The following is a 16,133-nucleotide window of genomic DNA, read 5'->3' as shown; positions in this document are numbered from 1 at the left end:
TCGTGGACGCCTTGAAGGATCATCTTGCAATAGTTGTAAAGCTCGTAACACGGCGAGTTGAGATCGAAGCCGGCCGTCGTAATAACTGACGTTAGGCATTGCTTCAGCTTCTTTTGACCACCCGTCAGCAGCTTGTACATCTGATTTATCTTGTGCTTGTGGTACTCGTCAACGCTGGCGAAGTACGGGCGGAATCCGTCGATGGTGTCCGTGTCCCGCCCAAGCGCCCGGATCTCTCCACGGGTCAAATTGCACTCGATTGTGCTCTTGTACTCCTTGATCGTGAAGAAGCCATCTTCGTATTCGTTGCCGCCGAGCTCTTCGTCAGCATTGATGAACTTGAAGCACTCTTTTAGGACGATTTTAGCCTGCGCTTCCTTCGTGGCCGTGCAATAAATCTGCGGATACATGTAGCCATCGAAGTTTCCGTAATACAGCGCCGGCACCGCGTTCCCGATTGACTTGCCATTTTGACGAGCGACCTGGACATATGAGGTGCGGAACCGGCGATAGCCGTCCAGCTTCCGCCAGCCGTGCCAACTCCCAAAAATAAAGTCTTGGAATCCAGCCAGCCGTAACGGCTGCTCCTCTTCACCCTCGGCGAGCATCAAGGATTCGGCGAATTCGATGAGCTCATGCGCGCGGTCCGGATCAAACACGAACGGGAATTCCTCAGAGCCCTGCCTGTCCAGATCGCGCATGTGCCTCTCGCAGGCTTGGCGCTCCGTCTCGCCCGCGATGATCTTGCCCGCTATAACCTGTAGGGCGAACGCTGTGACGCGGTCGTGTTCGGCGACCACGCCGTATGGATACCTATCCACCGCGGCCGCCCCCTGCGGCACCTCCGAAGCGTCCGAACTTGCTTGGCGCCTTCTCTTCCTTCTTCGGCTTCGGCACGTTCTTGATTTTGGCGAGCGGATTCAGGAATAGCCGATCTTGCAGCTTCAGCAGCATGTCCATCTTCTTATTGATGGCCGTTTCGATCTTCAGGGCGCCGTCAAGGCTGGCGAGCTGCGAGAGGTACTTCAGCGCCTTGTAACCGGCGCCGTCGACGTCTTCGGCTTGATCCAGATAATCGGAGAGCACGTCCTCGTCGATCTGAATGCGGTCGATCTGCTGATAGCGCTCCTGCAGCCGTTCGTATTCGCTGTACGTCTTGCAGTAAAGCGCAAGCGCGCCGATGTCGGAGCTCGACAGCAGGTCAACGCCTTGCTTCGAAGCGCTCTTGTATTCCTTGATCAGGTCGTTCCAAAGCTTGGCCGCGGTTTTGTCCTTGGCGACGAACGCCGGCTTTTTTAGCTTCTCGAGCTCATGCTTACCGAGTTTTACTTCGCCTTCCTGGCGCTCCCTGATCTCGGCTTTGGTCAGGTGCTTCCGGCCGTTCGCCTGAATAACGTCTATGGGCTGTGCGTTCTTGGGCACCTGATCCACCTCCTAAAATTTTGATTGGGGAGTTTTTGCGCGCAAACAGGCCGACGCGGTCAACGGGGCAAAAGGTCTGAAGGATTTTGGCCCCCCTCCCCCTTCAGCGGCCGCCGTTGCCGAACCCTCCATCCTCTCGCGCCGTCTTGGCGCTATGACAGGTCTTGCAGAGTCCTTGCCAGTTGCTTCGATCCCAAAATAGCGTCATGTCTCCGCGATGAGGCTTGATGTGATCGAGGTCGGTCGCAGCCGTCAATCGTCCGTTGCGTTCGCATACGACGCATAGCGGATGCTTCAGCAGCCACGCCGCCCGCGCCTTGCGCCATGCCGATCCGTAGCCGCGCTGTGCCGATGTACCTCGATCCTTCTCAACTTGAGCGGGAGCCCGCGCATGCGCCTCACAGTATCCGCCCGTTGTTAGCGTCGTGCATCCAGCCTTGGGGCAGAACTTCTTAAGCGGCATGTTTCATACTTCCCGTTCAGGAGCCAACCCGATATCTTGTTCAATCGAATCCAGTGTTCTCTTGATGCGCTTGTCAACCAATTGCGGCTGCCCTTGTCGACCCAATAACTCCGTCAGCTTAATGAGTTCTCGCAAGTATTGCAGTTTGGCATCGAACATGCTTTCTTTGTACATCGCTGTAACCTCCGCTGCTATTTGGTAATGGTTTTCATGGGTGCCTTACGTGGAATGCCCATGCCACCAAGAACATTGCTAATCCCAAGCCGACGACGATCATACAGAAGTTGTCCGCGAACTTCTCCGCTACGCTATTGGCCTCCATGTTCCAGCCGAATAACCACGTTTCCAGAACGTTTAGCGCGAATCCGATTAGCGTAACTATTAACCCTGTCTTCATGTTTCGTCCTCCGACATAAAAAAGAACCGAGGCGCATTAAGCGTTCCCGGCTCTTGTAACGTATTGGTCTTGCTAACGTATATCCGCGGCATACCGGCCCGCCACATGGCCTTGCGGAGCCTGGGGCAACCTTGCGTCCGGGTGTGGTGGTGTAGCTTGCGCATTCGCTCGCTATTCCGATCCTTTTTCACCCTGCCGCCGAAGCGACGTTGCTTTGATCCAGCGCACTCCACATTTTGAAGAAGGGCGATGTCGCTATAGGCCGACATGTTTCATCCGGCACAAGTTCGGCAGACAATGCCCCATATTACCTAGTTGGCAATCGTATGACAAGAACTGACGTTCTAAAATATTATTGCCGGAGCCTGTCCAAAACTTTCATCTGCGCCCGCCTGACATGTGTACCGACCGAGCTTTTCGTAATTCCGAGCATATCAGCAATCTCCGTTAGCGTAAAACAATGCCCATGTTGAAGCTCATAGCATTCCCGCTCCCTACGGCTCAATGTGCTCAGTGCTTCCTCGATCTGCTGCCGCTGGCCGTCTGTGATGTTCGACGCGGCGCCGGCTGTGCTGTTCGCTACGAAAGCCTGCATGAGAAGCGGGTCCATCGGTCTTTCCCGCTGGTAGGCGGCGCGCCGTTCAATACCCCGTTTTATGCCCGGCTGCCGACCGGTTTGCATCCACTGGAGATCATAGTTGCGGTCGCTTATCATTTCGGCGAGAACGGATCTCTCCCACTTGTCCGTGCTCAGTGTGCGGTAAGCCCGCAGGAAACGGCGCGTATGTTTGTATGCTGCGATCAAGTCTTCCATGCGGACCCCCGCTCCCCTCAGTCTCTTGCAACGCCATAATCGAATGCGCCGTCCTCTACGTCCTCGATGAGATTGCGCAGCACGGTCGCCGTCCGCTGATCGTCTTTCTTCTCTTCGATCCCGGCGCACACTTCCAGATGTTCGATAAGCTGCTGCTTGTCCACTTGCGCCGATGACATGGCTTACAGACCTCCCAAGCCGAGCTGCAGTATCATCCGGTTTAGCGTCACCTTGTCCATGTTCAGCCGTTTTGCCAGCTCCCGCCGTGGCATCTTGCTGTAATTGGCTCGGATGAATTTGGCGTGCTCCTTCGGTACGTGGACCGGGATCGGCGATGACGCGGGCGCCTGCGGCGTTGTATCGTGGTTCTTTTCGATGTCGTAGGTATCGATCAGCACTTTGTAGACTGGGATGTTTGGCAATCCTTCGTTCTTGACTGCCGACTTCTTGACAAGGCGCTGTATGGTTAGGCTGGCCGTAGACTTAGCGATTCCCAAGTCTTCCGCAATCGCCGTCGTGCCCATGTTTGCTCTCATGCGCTCAATCACTTCTGCTTCCCGCTCCGATAGAATCATGATCCGGCTTCCCCCTTCTTTTTGCTGTCGATTACGCAGCCCGCTATCCGCCCGTTGAATTCCTCTTTCGTGAACATATCGGTGCGCGGGGAATACTGGCGGTTCTTCTGGTTGCTGGCGACGCGGCCCGCTTCCTTCCCGCTTCGGCGCAGCTCCTTCATGATCTGCTCATCGCTCTTGATGAGATATTCGTACAGCGGCCGCATGACGGCGTTCTCGTCCTTGCAGCGGCGCCGGGCTCTCCGGTTCTCCTTCTGCTTGCGTAGGATGCGCCAGCCTTCCGGCGCGTCATAGGACGTTAGCTCGACCAAATGGGCGAGATCGTTCCATTCGCTGTCCAGGCGGCTTATTTCGGCGTCATTCTTCTCGACCCGTCGGACAATGTTCTCGGCCAACTCGGAGATGAGCTGCGGCGCGGTGAATGGATCGAATGGTATGGTCATGCACTATCCCCTTCCTTGCGCATGTCCTCAAACTCGGATACGAGTTTGTCATACACTTTGAGCATGTCCGCCCGCTTTTTAGGATCTTTCTCTTTCTCGATCTTGTAGGCGCCGACACGGATCCGGGCAAGCATCCGATCTTCCAGCGTTTCGACGCCTGTTGCTTTGAAAAATGTGTCTTGCTGATATCGATCAAACTGCGCGGTCAGTTCGTACGCTTCTTCGTATTTGCCTTCCTCGTATAGCTCAATAGCCGTTGCCACGATGTCCATCGATCACCCCTCCTTGTAGAACAGGCATTTTTTATCGCAATAGGCGGCAAGCAGATGATCTCGGCAGCCGAAGTCATAGCTTTTTAATCCCTGCTGATAGATGCGTTCCAAATCCTTTTCCGATAGCGGTGGGCGGTTCAATAGGTTCCATTCCACTAGCGCCGCCCATATCATCCCGGACGATAACCCCGCGTGCTTCAGGTGCGTTGCGACACGGAGCCCGATATTGTCCCGCTCCCCCTCACCTACGCCTTGCATCATTTGGTGCAGGCATAGCTTGGTTCGAACGCCTTCCGTGCGTGTCGAGTCTGTGCGGCTGGAGCTATGCGGGCGACTCTCGTCTACGGCCTGCCAATACAGTTCCGCCAATTCTTCGTGGCGCTCCGCTTCTTCTGGCGCCCATTCCTCCCGTTTCTCCGTTGCAAGCGTCATGATATCTTCGGAGGTCGCATTGTAAAGCTCGAACGGGTAAAGCTGGATTTTGTATTTGCCACTCTTAGAATTTAGGGTGTTCGGTACGCGGAAGATGCGGACTTTGTCGTATATGGAGCTGTCATATTCCACGCCGATCATGAGGCGCTTAACGAAGCTACGGAAGCGGTCGTGTATGTCCGCTCCCGGCTCCGCGCCGACCAACTCAGACGGAATCATGATATGAAAACCCTTGGAGCCGCTAAAATAGAGCGTCAGCACGTTCATGTCGATGTCGTGGCTTTTCAGAATCTCCAGCGCTCGTACGGTCTGGTATATGGCTTGTCCGAGGTCTTTCGAGTCGATATCGATGGGAATGAAGTCGGCGTATGCTGGACCGTCGAAGCCCATCACGCTTTTGTGCGGCTTTCCTCGCTTGGATGTGACGATGTTATTGTCGAAGTATTCCGCCATCGTGTCATCGTATCGAAAGTAGGTCATATAGGTATCGAACAGGCGCTTGGCTGCCGGGTCGCCAAGCTTCGAAAGCTCAACCATGTTGTTCCGGTTGTTCGCCCCGTTGATCGCGATATCGACCCACTTGAATTCAGGATATTTCACCCGAGTTCGACAACCTTCTGCGTCCGTTTATTGAACCGGCAATAGATCGCAGTAGCATTGTCATTCCGGCGAACCTTGTATTTCACGATCTTGTAGTTTACAAGCATCCGCTTTTGGGCGTTGCCGATCGCTCTATCAATGCCCTCGGCATCGTCGGCCGTAGTGGGCTGGAAGAAGAGAACACCGTCGCACGCGTTCTTCATCTTCTTCGCTCCTTCGAGCATTCCCGCTTCGGTAAGCTGTCCAAGAACGATAATCGGAATATCCAGCTCTACGGCCAGTGTCTTAAGCTGCTCGATCATCTGGTATAGCTGCTGCCACTCTTGAAGGCCCCGCGTGTTCTCAGGCTCCATGCGCCCGATGTAATCCACAATTAAGCATTGAAGCCCCTGCATCTTCTGGCGAACGATGCTTGCAAGCCCCTTGGCCTTCGTGACCGTAAGATGCGGGATTTTCGAGAGTACGACTTTCGAATCCGCCAACTTGTCGAATGCGTTCAGGATTGTCGGCCAGGATGTGCCCTGTTCAATGACGCCGGTGTAAATCTCCGAGAAAGACGCACCGCTGAGTTGTGCTGCAAGCCGCCCGGATAGCTCTTGTTCGTCCATTTCCGTATTGAGATAGTAAGTAACATAATCCTGTTCAATGCCAAGCACGCGGGCGAGGTTAAGCGCGAACCCTGTTTTGCCGTGCCCGGACTGGGCGCAGATCATCAAGAGGTCGCCGCCGCGTATCCCCATGAACGTTTCGTTCAACCGTTCGAATCCCTCTTCGTTCGGCGCCAGTGAGAGGCCGACCGTTTTCTTCGGGCTCCTCATCCGAGCCTCAAAAGCCGCTTTATGTGCCGGCGCATAATCCATCGGCAGCAGGATATCCTTTTTCGACTGCTTGCCCATGATGCCCGCATTCATCACCTGATCAATTTCGGCAGTCTTGGTCCCGTCTCGCTTGCAAAGTTCGATTGCCTTCTCAGCTCGGGCGACCGTTTCCCGCCGATATTTCAGCTCGTTCAGCTTCTGAATGAAGAACGTCATTTCCGAGCGATTCACGCCAATCTTAGAGAGTTGATCGATAAATGCCTTAGTTGCCGGGTTTTTGGTGGAGCCTTTCAGCATCACCGCCGTTGTCGCTCCGCTCTGCATCATTCCGAAGATATCGGCACACAACGGATCTTGGAAGCAATCCCGATCAGCATAAGCCAGAACTTCATCGATCGTCATGATGCCGTCGAGGACGCCCGTCAGCACATGCATTTCTGCTGTCGTATCATTCATCGAATTCCAAGCTCCTTCATGATCTTTTCGGCCTCTGCATCGCTGATTCCGGTATCCGGTTCATTGCCGCGCAATTCCTTTAGGATGCGGATGACCTCGGCTGGCTTCGGCACAAATTCCGAACGTCTGAAGTGTTCGACCAATGCAAGCCGCGATTCCTCATAATCGAATCCTTCCAGTGCTTCCGCCCAATGATCTGCAGCGCTTTGCGACGGTTGGTAGTTGGTAAAGTCCCCGATGATGATAAGCAGACGACCCGCGTCCTTTTTGCTCATTCTTTTTGTCATGTTCATTCATCCTCCAAAGATGCGAGATATGCTTCCCGATCCCATGAACCCGTTCGTTTCTGTGCGGATTTACCGATGCCAACCTGAAGCTTTTTCGTAGCCTCTTCTTCCGTCGAATTTTTTACGATTCCAAAAGTGTACTCTTCCTTCGCGCTGCGTTTGCTCTCCGTAGCCATGTGCGTAAGAATCGCATATTCCACGCGTACGGGTGAATACTTAGCGAAGTACGTCATGATCTTATGCACAACGCTTTCGGATATCTTTTTGCTTTTCCTCGTTTCGGCGATGAATTGCAAATAGTTATCAATCTTTTTTAAAAGTTCAGGAGAATATCGAGAGCGGAAATCGGAGATTTCTGCGGATATATCTTTAGTATTTTTCTTACTCTCATTCTCCCTCTCTATCTCCCTCTCCCTTTGTGGCGTTTCTGCACTACAATTACCTGGGTTTTTGTATACATTAACTAAATTCCCGTCGACATTAATTAAAGTAATGGGCCAAATGACCTTTTGTGCGGCATCGTTCAAATCAATAAGTGTGTACTCCTTGATGAAGGTAATACTCTTGCGTCTTTTCGATCCTCCGATGTAACGATTTTGGAATCCGCGTGAAGTCAAAACCCCATGCTTGTCAAATGTATCTTGGTGGAAAAATCCCCATTTCAAGCATTCATTTACGACTTCATTTATTGTGTTAATGTCTACACTTACTCGGTTAGCGAAAGCATATTGCTCTTTCTCTCCCCAGAAATAAAAGTATCCGTTTTTATAAATCGCCATCATCAAGCGAATTACAATGCCGAATCCTAGAGTTCCATGCTTCCCGATGGGCACGATCAATTTATCGTCCTGGTCAATGTCGACGTCTAACGGGAAGTAGTCCAGTCCTTCTTTAATTGGCCGCGCCATCGGCTGTCCTCCTAATCGCGCCACATGTCGGTTTTAGTTTCCGGCAGTTGCTCCGTCTCGTAAATTTCCTGCCAAGTCTGGCCCTTGTGGAAGTAGAATTGCAGCACCCACGAATGACCGCACTCACCCCATTGCGTGATGCGTATGAGCGTCCCACGGCCCCAAGGAGGGCCGCTGCGCACATTTGGTATTTGGTGATCGATTCGGCTTACAACGCCGCCTGCATTGACCTCGACGGCCTGCAAATGAACGTTTTCGTTTTGGCAGATCGGACACCGTTGGAGGTTGTCCGGCCCGAAGGTCCCGGGATGCTGGTCGCTCATGAGAACACCTCCTTCAGGATGGATACAGAAGCTTCAAGAAGCGGTATCCCGCAATGAAGCCATCGATATAGGCGGCGCCTTCGCCCGCAGCGGAAGCAAACGTAATTTGAGAAATGAGGTCGTCCAAGCGAGATTCAAGCTCTGGAAAGTCAGCGACGATAGCTTTGTGCATCGCCTCGACCTTCTTCTCCTCCGCTGCCTGCACTTCGCGGTTTGGCCCCTGATACTCATAGCTCAAGAGCTGCCCCATAGCCACTTGCGTGAGCACATCGACCATGCCAGCTTCGTATACATCGATCTGTTGGTATACCTGCTGGCCGGAAGGTTTCTTGCCGATGCTCCCGACCGTGTCGAGACGTACCATAGATTTAAGATTAGACATCTGCAGCCGCCCCCTTCGTCGCCGGAGCCGCCGGGTATGCGATCGCTTCAATCTCCCGTGCCATGCGGATCCCGTACCCCACGCCGACGCGGAAGGCCGCGTTCAGATGCGCAAGGGCTACCAGACCGACGTTATTGTCGAGGTCGATATAGACGCGCATCCCCATAGCTTCTTTCACGTCCTGAAGCTGTTTCTTATATTCCGCCATTGCTTCGCGTACGCCTTGGTCTGCATCGACCAACGCATCGATATTTTCATGATCTTCGTCGATGAGCTTGGACAAAAAATCGATATGAGTTCCCATGTATACCCTCCGAAGTTCGTCGAGGGACTTGCCTCATTCCGCTCGAGCGTGTAGAATGAGGTCAAGTTCTCTGACGTAATGTACTTAATGAATCGCTTCCGAACCTGCCAGGGTATCGCGGAGGCGATTTTTCGTTTGTTCGGTATCCCTACCGTGCCTCATGATCTCCTCTCTCTTTCCATCCGGTCCATTGATACCTGCCAAACCGCGGACCAGCCTTGTCCGATGGTTGGCGACCTCGAAACGATCGCGTAATCACCGATCAACTTCAGGGCTACGCTCGGCGGATGGCCGGCGTGGAAGAGGTGCCCCGCGAAGTCCATCAAAGCGTCGTTATCCCGGCCGCCGATCACATCGACGATGACGTCACGGATATGGCCTTCGGCGTCGTCTACCTTCGTAGCGTCGAACCCGAGGATTTCCATAGCGTCGCCGATCTTATCAAGGGTGCGTGCTTGTTCGAAAAGCTTGGTAAGCTGCGACTCAGTTACGGTATAAGTGCGTTCCATGTGGTGCCTCCCTGGTTGTCAAAATGACTGCGTATTATTCCAAAAAGTATTCCTGAAGCGCTTGTCAGAATGGACGGAAAATATTCTAAAATTATTCCGCGGGCGTCGAGCGAACGATTTTGATGCCGATCGCCACTTGCTTAATGATGGCTTTCAACATGAGGCCGGCGACCGTGCCGAGTACAAAGGCCATCATAAGCGCGTCACCGAGATAACGGCTTCGGATTCCTTGAATAGATCGGGATCGGATGAAAAGTAAAGATCGGCAATTTTCCGGTCGTAAAGCTTCCCCATGAGGTACGCCGTATACAATTCCGTATTAGACGGATTCCGTTCGCACTCTCGCAGCTCGTCCACCGTAATTCGAAGGAAGCGGGCGGCCAGTTCTTCCGTGAAACCAGCAAGCAGTCGGGCGGCTTCGAGCGTATAGACAATATTCGGAATTTTGATCTCTACTTCAGCCGCTGTCGTCCTCTCAATCTCCTGCTCTGGATCTGCGCTCGTCTCCCGCACGTGCTGCACGCCGCCTTGGGCTCGCCAGTCCTCGAACGCAGCTTCTTGCCCTGTCTCCTGCATGAACCGGGCGTACTGTCCCACGATGGCCGTCAGGTCTTCTGCAAGGGCGACGGCGCCTTCTAGCGTGAATGGTTTGTTCATGGATGGGGAACTCCTTCACGAATCATTCTTGTAACCAGACTCTCTCCGGTCTTGCGCTTCGATAGTTCGGACGTCGCGCACATGTAAGCGAATCCGACAAGATGGAAAAACTTGTTTTCATAACACCGGGTCATGAGCAGCATCTTTATATCGCCTTTTCCGAATGTCTCGCGGAAATCCTCGCGTATCATTTTCTTCGTGGAGTTATAGCACCACGTACCGTCATCTTCGTATCGCTTGATCGGCGGAAACAGGCTGAAGAATTCACTAACCTTGGTCCAGCGCAGTTCCTTGTCAGCAGCATTCACAATCGTCAAGACTATGTGCGGGTTTTCTCGCGCGAATTCGCTGGCATATCGATGGTTCTCAAGAATCCTGCCGAGCTTCAATAGATTCACGTATGCTTTAATTGTTCTCGCTCCTCTCAATGCGTTGGATGAATCGGAAATAATCTTCATATGAACGCTGGCGCAGCAAATGCAAGTGAGTCAGGGTATAGCTGACTGCCATCCACCAGTTAAACTCATATCGCTCATAATAGGATTCCGAGTCCATGCGGAGCGCGTCCAGCATCGCGCTATCAACGTCATGATCGTACATCTGCAACATCTCGACCCATTCCGGAAGCATTTCAACTCGTCTAGGCTTGGGCATTATGCTGAGAACCAGCCACTCGACGCCGTTCACTCCTTGGGCGAGTTTGTCCTCGATAATGGACCATTCGAGTTTGAATGAGGACCATTCTTTTGGCTTGAGGTTTGACATGTCCGCTCCTCTCAATTCAGTAATCCATCAGGCGGCGAGCCGTTATCGGGCCAACGAGGCATATACTCGCCGAGGACCGCATTCACTTTCTCAGTCACGATCTGCCCAAGTTTCGACCATTCTTCGTCAGACAAAGATGTTTCTTTGTCCGGCCGCGACTCCAACCATTTAAGGGCGGCGTGGGTGGATTCGTGCATAAACGATCGGTTTGCTTTCTGCATCTCGATCAAGGCAACTTGATTGTGTGCATGTCCATTGATAAAAGCCGTGAGTCCTCGACGCGATAGATCGGACTTATGGGAATAAACACGTGAGATGAGCAGCCTGCGAACGTCTCCATCGAAGCCTGGCGCCTTGAACGCTTGCTCCCATTCCAACCGCTTTGCCCCTTTGTGCTTGTTCAAGACATAATTCCTAAAGGCTGCAATACTGTTCTCGAGTCCGATAAAAGTGAAGTTTGAATTCGCCTCTTGCTCGCTCATCGTTCCTTTCCACTCCCGGAGCTGAGCCGTGATCTTCCTACAGAACACCTTCCCTTCTTCCGTCGCCGGGATGTCCTTGTCGTTCATGGTGTAGTAAAGGAGAAAACGGACTTCATGGTCGCTCTCGATCTGCATCAGATGCCGTTGGGACAATTGAGCTTGCAACGTTTCAAACAGGCCAGCGTTACCGCCAGGAAGCAGGTTCATGCTCAATGATGGTCACCTCAGATTTTTGAGTATTGATGAACGTGTAAAGGTCTGCCGCCAATTTGCCTAGAAAGTCAGCTTTTAGGGCGAGCTTATTTAATGTGAATTGATCGAGGCGAATGTCGGTACGCAATGCTTGGTTGATCTCTTCCGCCTTCTGTTCGATCTTCTGCAAGGGTATGGCTACGGCATTAAAGATTGCTGCCTGCTGTGCTGCGTGGTCGCTGCTCTCTTGAATCTCTCGTTGCCGCGCCATAAGGTCGCCAAGATCGGTTTCGAGCTGCGCCTTCTTCTTCTGGAGTTGAGAGACTTCACCGGCCTGCGTCCGCAGCTTGTGCAGTTCCTCCCGTGCCACCTTCTCCCGCTTCTCCAGCTCCGCGAGTTGCGCCAGCGTTTGCGGGCTGTCCTTCGTCTTGGATCGTTTTAATTCCTCGATCTGCGACAAAAGCTTGTCCTGCTGCTCCGAATGCTGATTAATGGATAACTGCCGGGCGGCTTCGGCTTGCTTGGCGCGTTGTTCGGCGGCCTGGAGTGACTTCTTGACTTCGCGCAGTTCTTTCACCGTCATGTCGTCGACCATCTTCTCTTCGCCAGTAGACGGGACCGTCTGCGGCTCGGTGATGAATTGTTGGCGGTCTACTGCTTCGGGAAGCGAGAGCATTTCGAAAATTTTGCCTGTTGGCAAACTTGGCGACGTCGCCAACTCTCCAAACTGTTCGAAAGCATGAATCATTCGTTGAGCTGTACTGTGGTCGATATCAACTGACTTAAGCCAATCCATCCACTGTCCGTGAACAAGGTCGTTCTCCTTCACATGTTTCAGCCGCTTGCCGATCTCAAATACGGCTTGCCCGGCGATCTGCTTATAGCTGTTGATCTCGGCCGTCAGTACGGCGAGGTCGTTGGTTAACGGTACTAGCACTCTTGCGCCCTCCCTTCGATTCGCTCGATAGCCTTGCGATAATCCCGCTCCATGTCCTCCACTTCCTCGGCCGTATGCACCACTACTTCGCCTTCCATCGCAACGACTGCGCCGCCGCTGGGCAGATCGATCATCCTGATATCGTCGCCGCTTACATCTGCAGCCGCTTGCCCATCGGCCAGGACAACGACCGTGAAGACGCCTTGCGTGAAGCATTCGCACAGCACCCAACCATTCATCTGGTGTCCGAATGCTTGTTTGATCGTCTCTTGCACGACCTCCCAGTCTTCGCATGGGTTGATGTCAAAAATCTTGTGCTTGAACGGTTCGTTCTTTTCGATAATCAATGCGTCGACCTCCTTGGGGTTGTCCTACTGAGCTTCCTTCTCTTGCCTTAGGATTTCGCTGACGATAAGTTTTGCGAATACATCAATCGCTCGTTTCGGATCGGGATGTGGAACGGTTTTGATTGTTACTGTTATCGACAATTGAACAGACCTCCCCCCTTAATAAAAGCTTGCCAATTATCACGAAATGTGATTTAATCATTATAGAAAAGTTCTTGTACTGACCTACCATAGAATTTAGATACTTTGATTTTGGTGCTATCACTTCCTTTTCGCTTTGAACTCTCCATCATAGCCAGCATTCCGTATGAAATACCGATTTCTCGGGCAGCATTGGAGATAGTAAGTTGTAGACCTTTTCGGGCCTCAACAAGAGCTTCATTCAAATTTTCCACCACCTTTTATCACGTTGTGTAATTAATATATATTACGATTCGTGATAAGTCAAACGATTTTATTTCAATTTGTGATTATTCGCAGGCGGTGTTTTCATTGAGCGAAATTAAATTTAAGGAACGATTAGCTTTATTGAGGAAGAAAAGGAATTTAACGCAAGCCGATCTGGCTAAGAGACTTGATCTATCACAAAGCACACTTGCTATGTGGGAGAATGGTCGGCGATCGCCCGATATGGCTACGGTTACAAAAATTGCCGCGTTCTTTAATGTATCGCTGAATTATCTGTTGGGATTCACCGAAGATCCGATATCCGATGGCCTGGTTACTACAGAAGATCCAAGTCTCGATGAAGACTATCATAAAATTGAGCGCTTCGCCCGACTAGGATCAAAACTTGATAGAAAAAGAGCTATTGCTATTCTCGATGCTGCTTTCGATCATGCCTTCTCAAGAGAAGACGACGATGACGATGACGATATTTAAAGCAGATTTTAATAATGCGCAAAATGCAGCCTATGCCTTCTTAAGAGCATCAAAGACTTCATCGCTCCCAATTAAGCTGAAAGAAGCTTCTAAGGTATTTCCAAACGTTAAAATAATGACTTATTCGAAATTCGGAAAAATTAGCAACATGACTTTTGAGGAAGTATGTGATTTTGCGAATAGCGACGAAGGTTGTTGTTATTTCAAACGATCTTCCAAGACTTATTTAATTCTATACAATGATTCTCTTCCAAATGAAGGGAGAAAGCGTTGGACTATAGCGCATGAACTTGGCCACTTTATGCTGAGGCATAATGAAAAGTCTAATAGATCAATATTAAGCCGGAGTACTATTTCAAGCGTAGAATATGAAGAATTAGAAAAGGAAGCCAATTGTTTCGCTAGAAACATACTAGCTCCCACTAAAGTATTATATGAAATTGGAAAATTTGATGCTGCGGATATTGTAAAGTGGTGCAACGTATCTAAGCAAGCAGCCATTAACATTTTAAAGAACTTTAACAAGGCTCTAACTAATGGAGCAATAAGGCGCAAACAAGATGCAATTTTGCAAATGTTTTCTGATTTCATTCATAAGACCATTCACGAGCATTTTTGTAGAAAATGTAAGGCTATTTTTTTTGCCTATTCTCCTTCACACTGTCCCGTTTGTTCGGAAAATAAAATCTCAAGAAAGCTCGGTGATGACAGAATGATTTATGTAGGATATTCGTTAGATGCAGATGGTCGTGCGGAAACATGTCCTCAATGCGAAAACGAAATGATTCATCCCGATGGGGATTTTTGTCCAGTGTGCGGTGTTACGATTGTAAATAAATGTACGGGCACTTTTTATGCCCATGAATACGATCACGATGGCACCCCATGTAATACACCCGCCGAGGGATACGCTCGATATTGCTATAAATGTGGGAACCCTACTACGTACTATACTAACAATCTCCTAAAGGACTGGAATAAGGAAAAAAACACACAGAACGTACTCTTGAACCGAACAAGGGGAGCCTTGCCTGTAGTTATTTCAGACGATGACTTACCATTTTGAGGTGAATCATGAATAATGGCACTCGAGCCGTTGCCTATCCGCGTTATAGCTCAGATAATCAGCGCGAAGAATCCATAACCGCCCAACTCCGCGCAATCGAAGAATATTGCAAGCAAAAGGGTTACACGCTAGTTGAGGTCTATCCAGACGAGGAAAAAACGGCCACAACCGACAAGCGACCCAACTTTCAACGCATGATCGCCGACAGTGCAAAAAAGCTTTTTGATGTTGTTGTGGTCCACAAACTCGACCGCTTTGCCCGCAACCGATACGACAGCGCTCATTATAAAAGAACCCTCAAGCGCAACGGCGTCCGCGTTGAGAGTGTTTTAGAACGGCTGGATAATTCCCCTGAATCTGTAATCATGGCATCTGTGCTTGAAGGTATGGCCGAATACTACAGCCTCAATCTGGCTCGTGAAGTTCGAAAGGGATTATCGGAAAACGCCATGAACGGCATTCACACCGGCGGACGACCACCTTATGGCTTGACAGTTGACCCTCAGACTCGCAAACTCGTTATTGACGAGCGCAAAGCTCCTGCGGTGCGAATTTATTTTGAGGGGATCGACAAAGACCTTTCTCTCGAGACCATTGCAACTGAACTAAATCAACAAGGCTTTCGTACGCAAGAAGGGCGAACGTTTACAAAAAATAGTTTTGACGGATGGGCGCGTAATCGCAAGTATCGTGGCGACTATGTATGGGACCAGTTGGCTCCAAAGGACGAAGATGGCGTGCGCCACGGCGACCATAAGCCAATAGAGGAACAGACCATAATACCGGGTGTTATACCCGCGATAATAAACTCCGCATTGTGGGATCGTGTGAACGCCAAAATGGATGAACGGAAGAGGGGACCCGGCAGGATGAAAGCGAAAGTTAACTATCTGCTCACCGGGAAAATTTATTGTGGGAACTGCGGCGCTCTCTACGCCGGGAACTCCTACACGAACACCAAGAGCAGCGAACGGACTTTGCTGACATACTATAAATGTCAGGGCAAGTGCGGAAATACAAGCGTCCGGAAAGATGCTATCGAAGCTTTGGCATCCGAAAAACTTATGAATGTCTGTTTTTCCAAAGATGGTATGCAGGAGATCGTCGAACGCGTCCAAACACTATATCAAGAAGAACGAAAGCAAACTGAAAATGAAGTAGAACCGATTAAGCATGAAATAACTGAACTACGGACGAAAATAAAAAATTGGACCGCCGCTGTTGGCGCAGGCGTCATGAGCGTAATTGAAGACATCAAAAATGCAGAACAACGAATCGAAGCGCTGGAATACGCTCTGCAACGCGCCGAACTAATCGGCAAAGTAAAATTCCTGGAGGAGCAAAGCATTCTTGATGTGATCGACGCAAAGAAAGACTCCCTCCTATCCGCCGATGACGAC

At 50.9% G+C, this 16,133-nt stretch carries 27 protein-coding genes; 3 read left to right on the top strand and 24 right to left on the bottom strand.

The features are described 5' to 3' along the window. From ACFSR7_RS36400 to ACFSR7_RS36285, 24 genes are all read right to left on the bottom strand, one after another. Positions 1 to 821, bottom strand: an 821-nt coding sequence (locus ACFSR7_RS36400) for a terminase large subunit domain-containing protein (protein WP_378169620.1), incomplete at its 3' end; no start/stop codon positions are given. Beyond that, entirely contained in the window at positions 814 to 1,422 is a 609-nt protein-coding gene (locus tag ACFSR7_RS36395) for a terminase (protein WP_378169618.1), read from the bottom strand. The genes ACFSR7_RS36395 and ACFSR7_RS36400, both read right to left, overlap by 8 nt. 103 nt (positions 1,423 to 1,525) lie before the next feature. Then, positions 1,526 to 1,885: an HNH endonuclease signature motif containing protein gene (locus ACFSR7_RS36390; protein ID WP_378169616.1), complete on the bottom strand. Its 360-nt coding sequence runs from the start codon at positions 1,883 to 1,885 to the stop codon at positions 1,526 to 1,528. Between the two features lie 3 nt (positions 1,886 to 1,888). After that, a complete protein-coding gene (locus ACFSR7_RS36385) occupies positions 1,889 to 2,059 on the bottom strand; it encodes a hypothetical protein (protein ID WP_378169615.1) in 171 nt (56 codons plus the stop codon). Between the two features lie 575 nt (positions 2,060 to 2,634). Beyond that, entirely contained in the window at positions 2,635 to 3,096 is a 462-nt protein-coding gene (locus ACFSR7_RS36380) for a sigma factor-like helix-turn-helix DNA-binding protein (RefSeq protein WP_378169614.1), read from the bottom strand. A 17-nt stretch (positions 3,097 to 3,113) separates the two neighbouring features. Continuing rightward, the gene (locus ACFSR7_RS36375; RefSeq protein ID WP_378169612.1) at positions 3,114 to 3,275 is read right to left on the bottom strand and encodes a hypothetical protein; all 162 of its coding nucleotides are present in this window, start codon (positions 3,273 to 3,275) and stop codon (positions 3,114 to 3,116) included. Between the two features lie 3 nt (positions 3,276 to 3,278). Next, positions 3,279 to 3,671, bottom strand: a complete 393-nt coding sequence (locus ACFSR7_RS36370; protein ID WP_378169611.1) for a helix-turn-helix transcriptional regulator — start codon at positions 3,669 to 3,671, stop codon at positions 3,279 to 3,281. After that, positions 3,668 to 4,114 (bottom strand): hypothetical protein, encoded by a 447-nt coding sequence (locus tag ACFSR7_RS36365; protein ID WP_378169609.1) that lies wholly within the window; start codon positions 4,112 to 4,114, stop codon positions 3,668 to 3,670. Before ACFSR7_RS36365 ends, ACFSR7_RS36370 begins: the two co-directional genes overlap by 4 nt. Next, positions 4,111 to 4,386 carry a hypothetical protein gene (locus ACFSR7_RS36360; protein WP_378169608.1) on the bottom strand — a complete coding sequence of 92 codons (276 nt, stop codon included), beginning with the start codon at positions 4,384 to 4,386 and terminating at the stop codon, positions 4,111 to 4,113. Before ACFSR7_RS36360 ends, ACFSR7_RS36365 begins: the two co-directional genes overlap by 4 nt. Positions 4,387 to 4,389: 3 nt before the next feature. Beyond that, positions 4,390 to 5,355, bottom strand: coding sequence for a primase C-terminal domain-containing protein (locus ACFSR7_RS36355; RefSeq protein ID WP_378169607.1), 966 nt, complete (start codon positions 5,353 to 5,355; stop codon positions 4,390 to 4,392). Between the two features lie 59 nt (positions 5,356 to 5,414). Further along, the gene (locus ACFSR7_RS36350; protein ID WP_378169606.1) at positions 5,415 to 6,692 is read right to left on the bottom strand and encodes a DnaB-like helicase C-terminal domain-containing protein; all 1,278 of its coding nucleotides are present in this window, start codon (positions 6,690 to 6,692) and stop codon (positions 5,415 to 5,417) included. Further along, positions 6,689 to 6,979: a hypothetical protein gene (locus tag ACFSR7_RS36345; RefSeq protein WP_378169605.1), complete on the bottom strand. Its 291-nt coding sequence runs from the start codon at positions 6,977 to 6,979 to the stop codon at positions 6,689 to 6,691. Before ACFSR7_RS36345 ends, ACFSR7_RS36350 begins: the two co-directional genes overlap by 4 nt. 2 nt (positions 6,980 to 6,981) lie before the next feature. Beyond that, positions 6,982 to 7,887, bottom strand: a complete 906-nt coding sequence (locus ACFSR7_RS36340; protein ID WP_378169604.1) for a DUF4373 domain-containing protein — start codon at positions 7,885 to 7,887, stop codon at positions 6,982 to 6,984. An 11-nt stretch (positions 7,888 to 7,898) separates the two neighbouring features. Continuing rightward, positions 7,899 to 8,210 carry a hypothetical protein gene (locus ACFSR7_RS36335; protein ID WP_378169603.1) on the bottom strand — a complete coding sequence of 104 codons (312 nt, stop codon included), beginning with the start codon at positions 8,208 to 8,210 and terminating at the stop codon, positions 7,899 to 7,901. Between the two features lie 13 nt (positions 8,211 to 8,223). Next, complete coding sequence (locus ACFSR7_RS36330; protein ID WP_378169602.1) at positions 8,224 to 8,592, bottom strand: hypothetical protein; 369 nt, start codon at positions 8,590 to 8,592, stop codon at positions 8,224 to 8,226. Continuing rightward, the gene (locus ACFSR7_RS36325) at positions 8,585 to 8,896 is read right to left on the bottom strand and encodes a hypothetical protein (RefSeq protein ID WP_378169600.1); all 312 of its coding nucleotides are present in this window, start codon (positions 8,894 to 8,896) and stop codon (positions 8,585 to 8,587) included. The genes ACFSR7_RS36330 and ACFSR7_RS36325 overlap by 8 nt, the downstream gene beginning before the upstream one ends. A 158-nt stretch (positions 8,897 to 9,054) precedes the next feature. Further along, positions 9,055 to 9,405: a hypothetical protein gene (locus tag ACFSR7_RS36320; protein WP_378169599.1), complete on the bottom strand. Its 351-nt coding sequence runs from the start codon at positions 9,403 to 9,405 to the stop codon at positions 9,055 to 9,057. A 192-nt stretch (positions 9,406 to 9,597) separates the two neighbouring features. Then, positions 9,598 to 10,062 (bottom strand): hypothetical protein, encoded by a 465-nt coding sequence (locus tag ACFSR7_RS36315; protein WP_378169598.1) that lies wholly within the window; start codon positions 10,060 to 10,062, stop codon positions 9,598 to 9,600. Next, the gene (locus ACFSR7_RS36310) at positions 10,059 to 10,451 is read right to left on the bottom strand and encodes a hypothetical protein (RefSeq protein WP_378169597.1); all 393 of its coding nucleotides are present in this window, start codon (positions 10,449 to 10,451) and stop codon (positions 10,059 to 10,061) included. The genes ACFSR7_RS36315 and ACFSR7_RS36310 overlap by 4 nt, the downstream gene beginning before the upstream one ends. A 16-nt stretch (positions 10,452 to 10,467) precedes the next feature. Next, positions 10,468 to 10,827 carry a hypothetical protein gene (locus ACFSR7_RS36305; protein WP_378169596.1) on the bottom strand — a complete coding sequence of 120 codons (360 nt, stop codon included), beginning with the start codon at positions 10,825 to 10,827 and terminating at the stop codon, positions 10,468 to 10,470. An 11-nt stretch (positions 10,828 to 10,838) separates the two neighbouring features. Further along, positions 10,839 to 11,522, bottom strand: coding sequence for a hypothetical protein (locus ACFSR7_RS36300; protein WP_378169595.1), 684 nt, complete (start codon positions 11,520 to 11,522; stop codon positions 10,839 to 10,841). Then, positions 11,494 to 12,438: a DUF3102 domain-containing protein gene (locus ACFSR7_RS36295; RefSeq protein WP_378169593.1), complete on the bottom strand. Its 945-nt coding sequence runs from the start codon at positions 12,436 to 12,438 to the stop codon at positions 11,494 to 11,496. Before ACFSR7_RS36295 ends, ACFSR7_RS36300 begins: the two co-directional genes overlap by 29 nt. Further along, positions 12,432 to 12,785 (bottom strand): hypothetical protein, encoded by a 354-nt coding sequence (locus ACFSR7_RS36290; protein ID WP_378169592.1) that lies wholly within the window; start codon positions 12,783 to 12,785, stop codon positions 12,432 to 12,434. Before ACFSR7_RS36290 ends, ACFSR7_RS36295 begins: the two co-directional genes overlap by 7 nt. A gap of 194 nt (positions 12,786 to 12,979) precedes the next feature. After that, positions 12,980 to 13,180 carry a helix-turn-helix transcriptional regulator gene (locus ACFSR7_RS36285; protein ID WP_378169591.1) on the bottom strand — a complete coding sequence of 67 codons (201 nt, stop codon included), beginning with the start codon at positions 13,178 to 13,180 and terminating at the stop codon, positions 12,980 to 12,982. A 97-nt stretch (positions 13,181 to 13,277) separates the two neighbouring features. On the opposite strand from ACFSR7_RS36285, the gene ACFSR7_RS36280 reads away from it, so the two are divergent. The 3 genes from ACFSR7_RS36280 to ACFSR7_RS36270 form a co-directional block, all read left to right on the top strand. Continuing rightward, on the top strand, positions 13,278 to 13,667 hold the full coding sequence (locus ACFSR7_RS36280) for a helix-turn-helix domain-containing protein (protein ID WP_378169589.1): 390 nt from the start codon (positions 13,278 to 13,280) through the stop codon (positions 13,665 to 13,667). After that, positions 13,648 to 14,733: an ImmA/IrrE family metallo-endopeptidase gene (locus tag ACFSR7_RS36275; RefSeq protein WP_378169588.1), complete on the top strand. Its 1,086-nt coding sequence runs from the start codon at positions 13,648 to 13,650 to the stop codon at positions 14,731 to 14,733. Before ACFSR7_RS36280 ends, ACFSR7_RS36275 begins: the two co-directional genes overlap by 20 nt. An 8-nt stretch (positions 14,734 to 14,741) precedes the next feature. Further along, positions 14,742 to 16,133 (top strand): recombinase family protein (locus tag ACFSR7_RS36270; protein WP_378169587.1); only part of this gene is annotated, 1,392 nt, incomplete at its 3' end.

This window comes from Cohnella sp. GCM10020058 (assembly GCF_042683485.1).
In the GTDB taxonomy this organism is placed as follows: Bacteria; Bacillota; Bacilli; order Paenibacillales; family Paenibacillaceae; genus Cohnella.
This window is presented reverse-complemented; position numbering and strand designations above follow the sequence as displayed.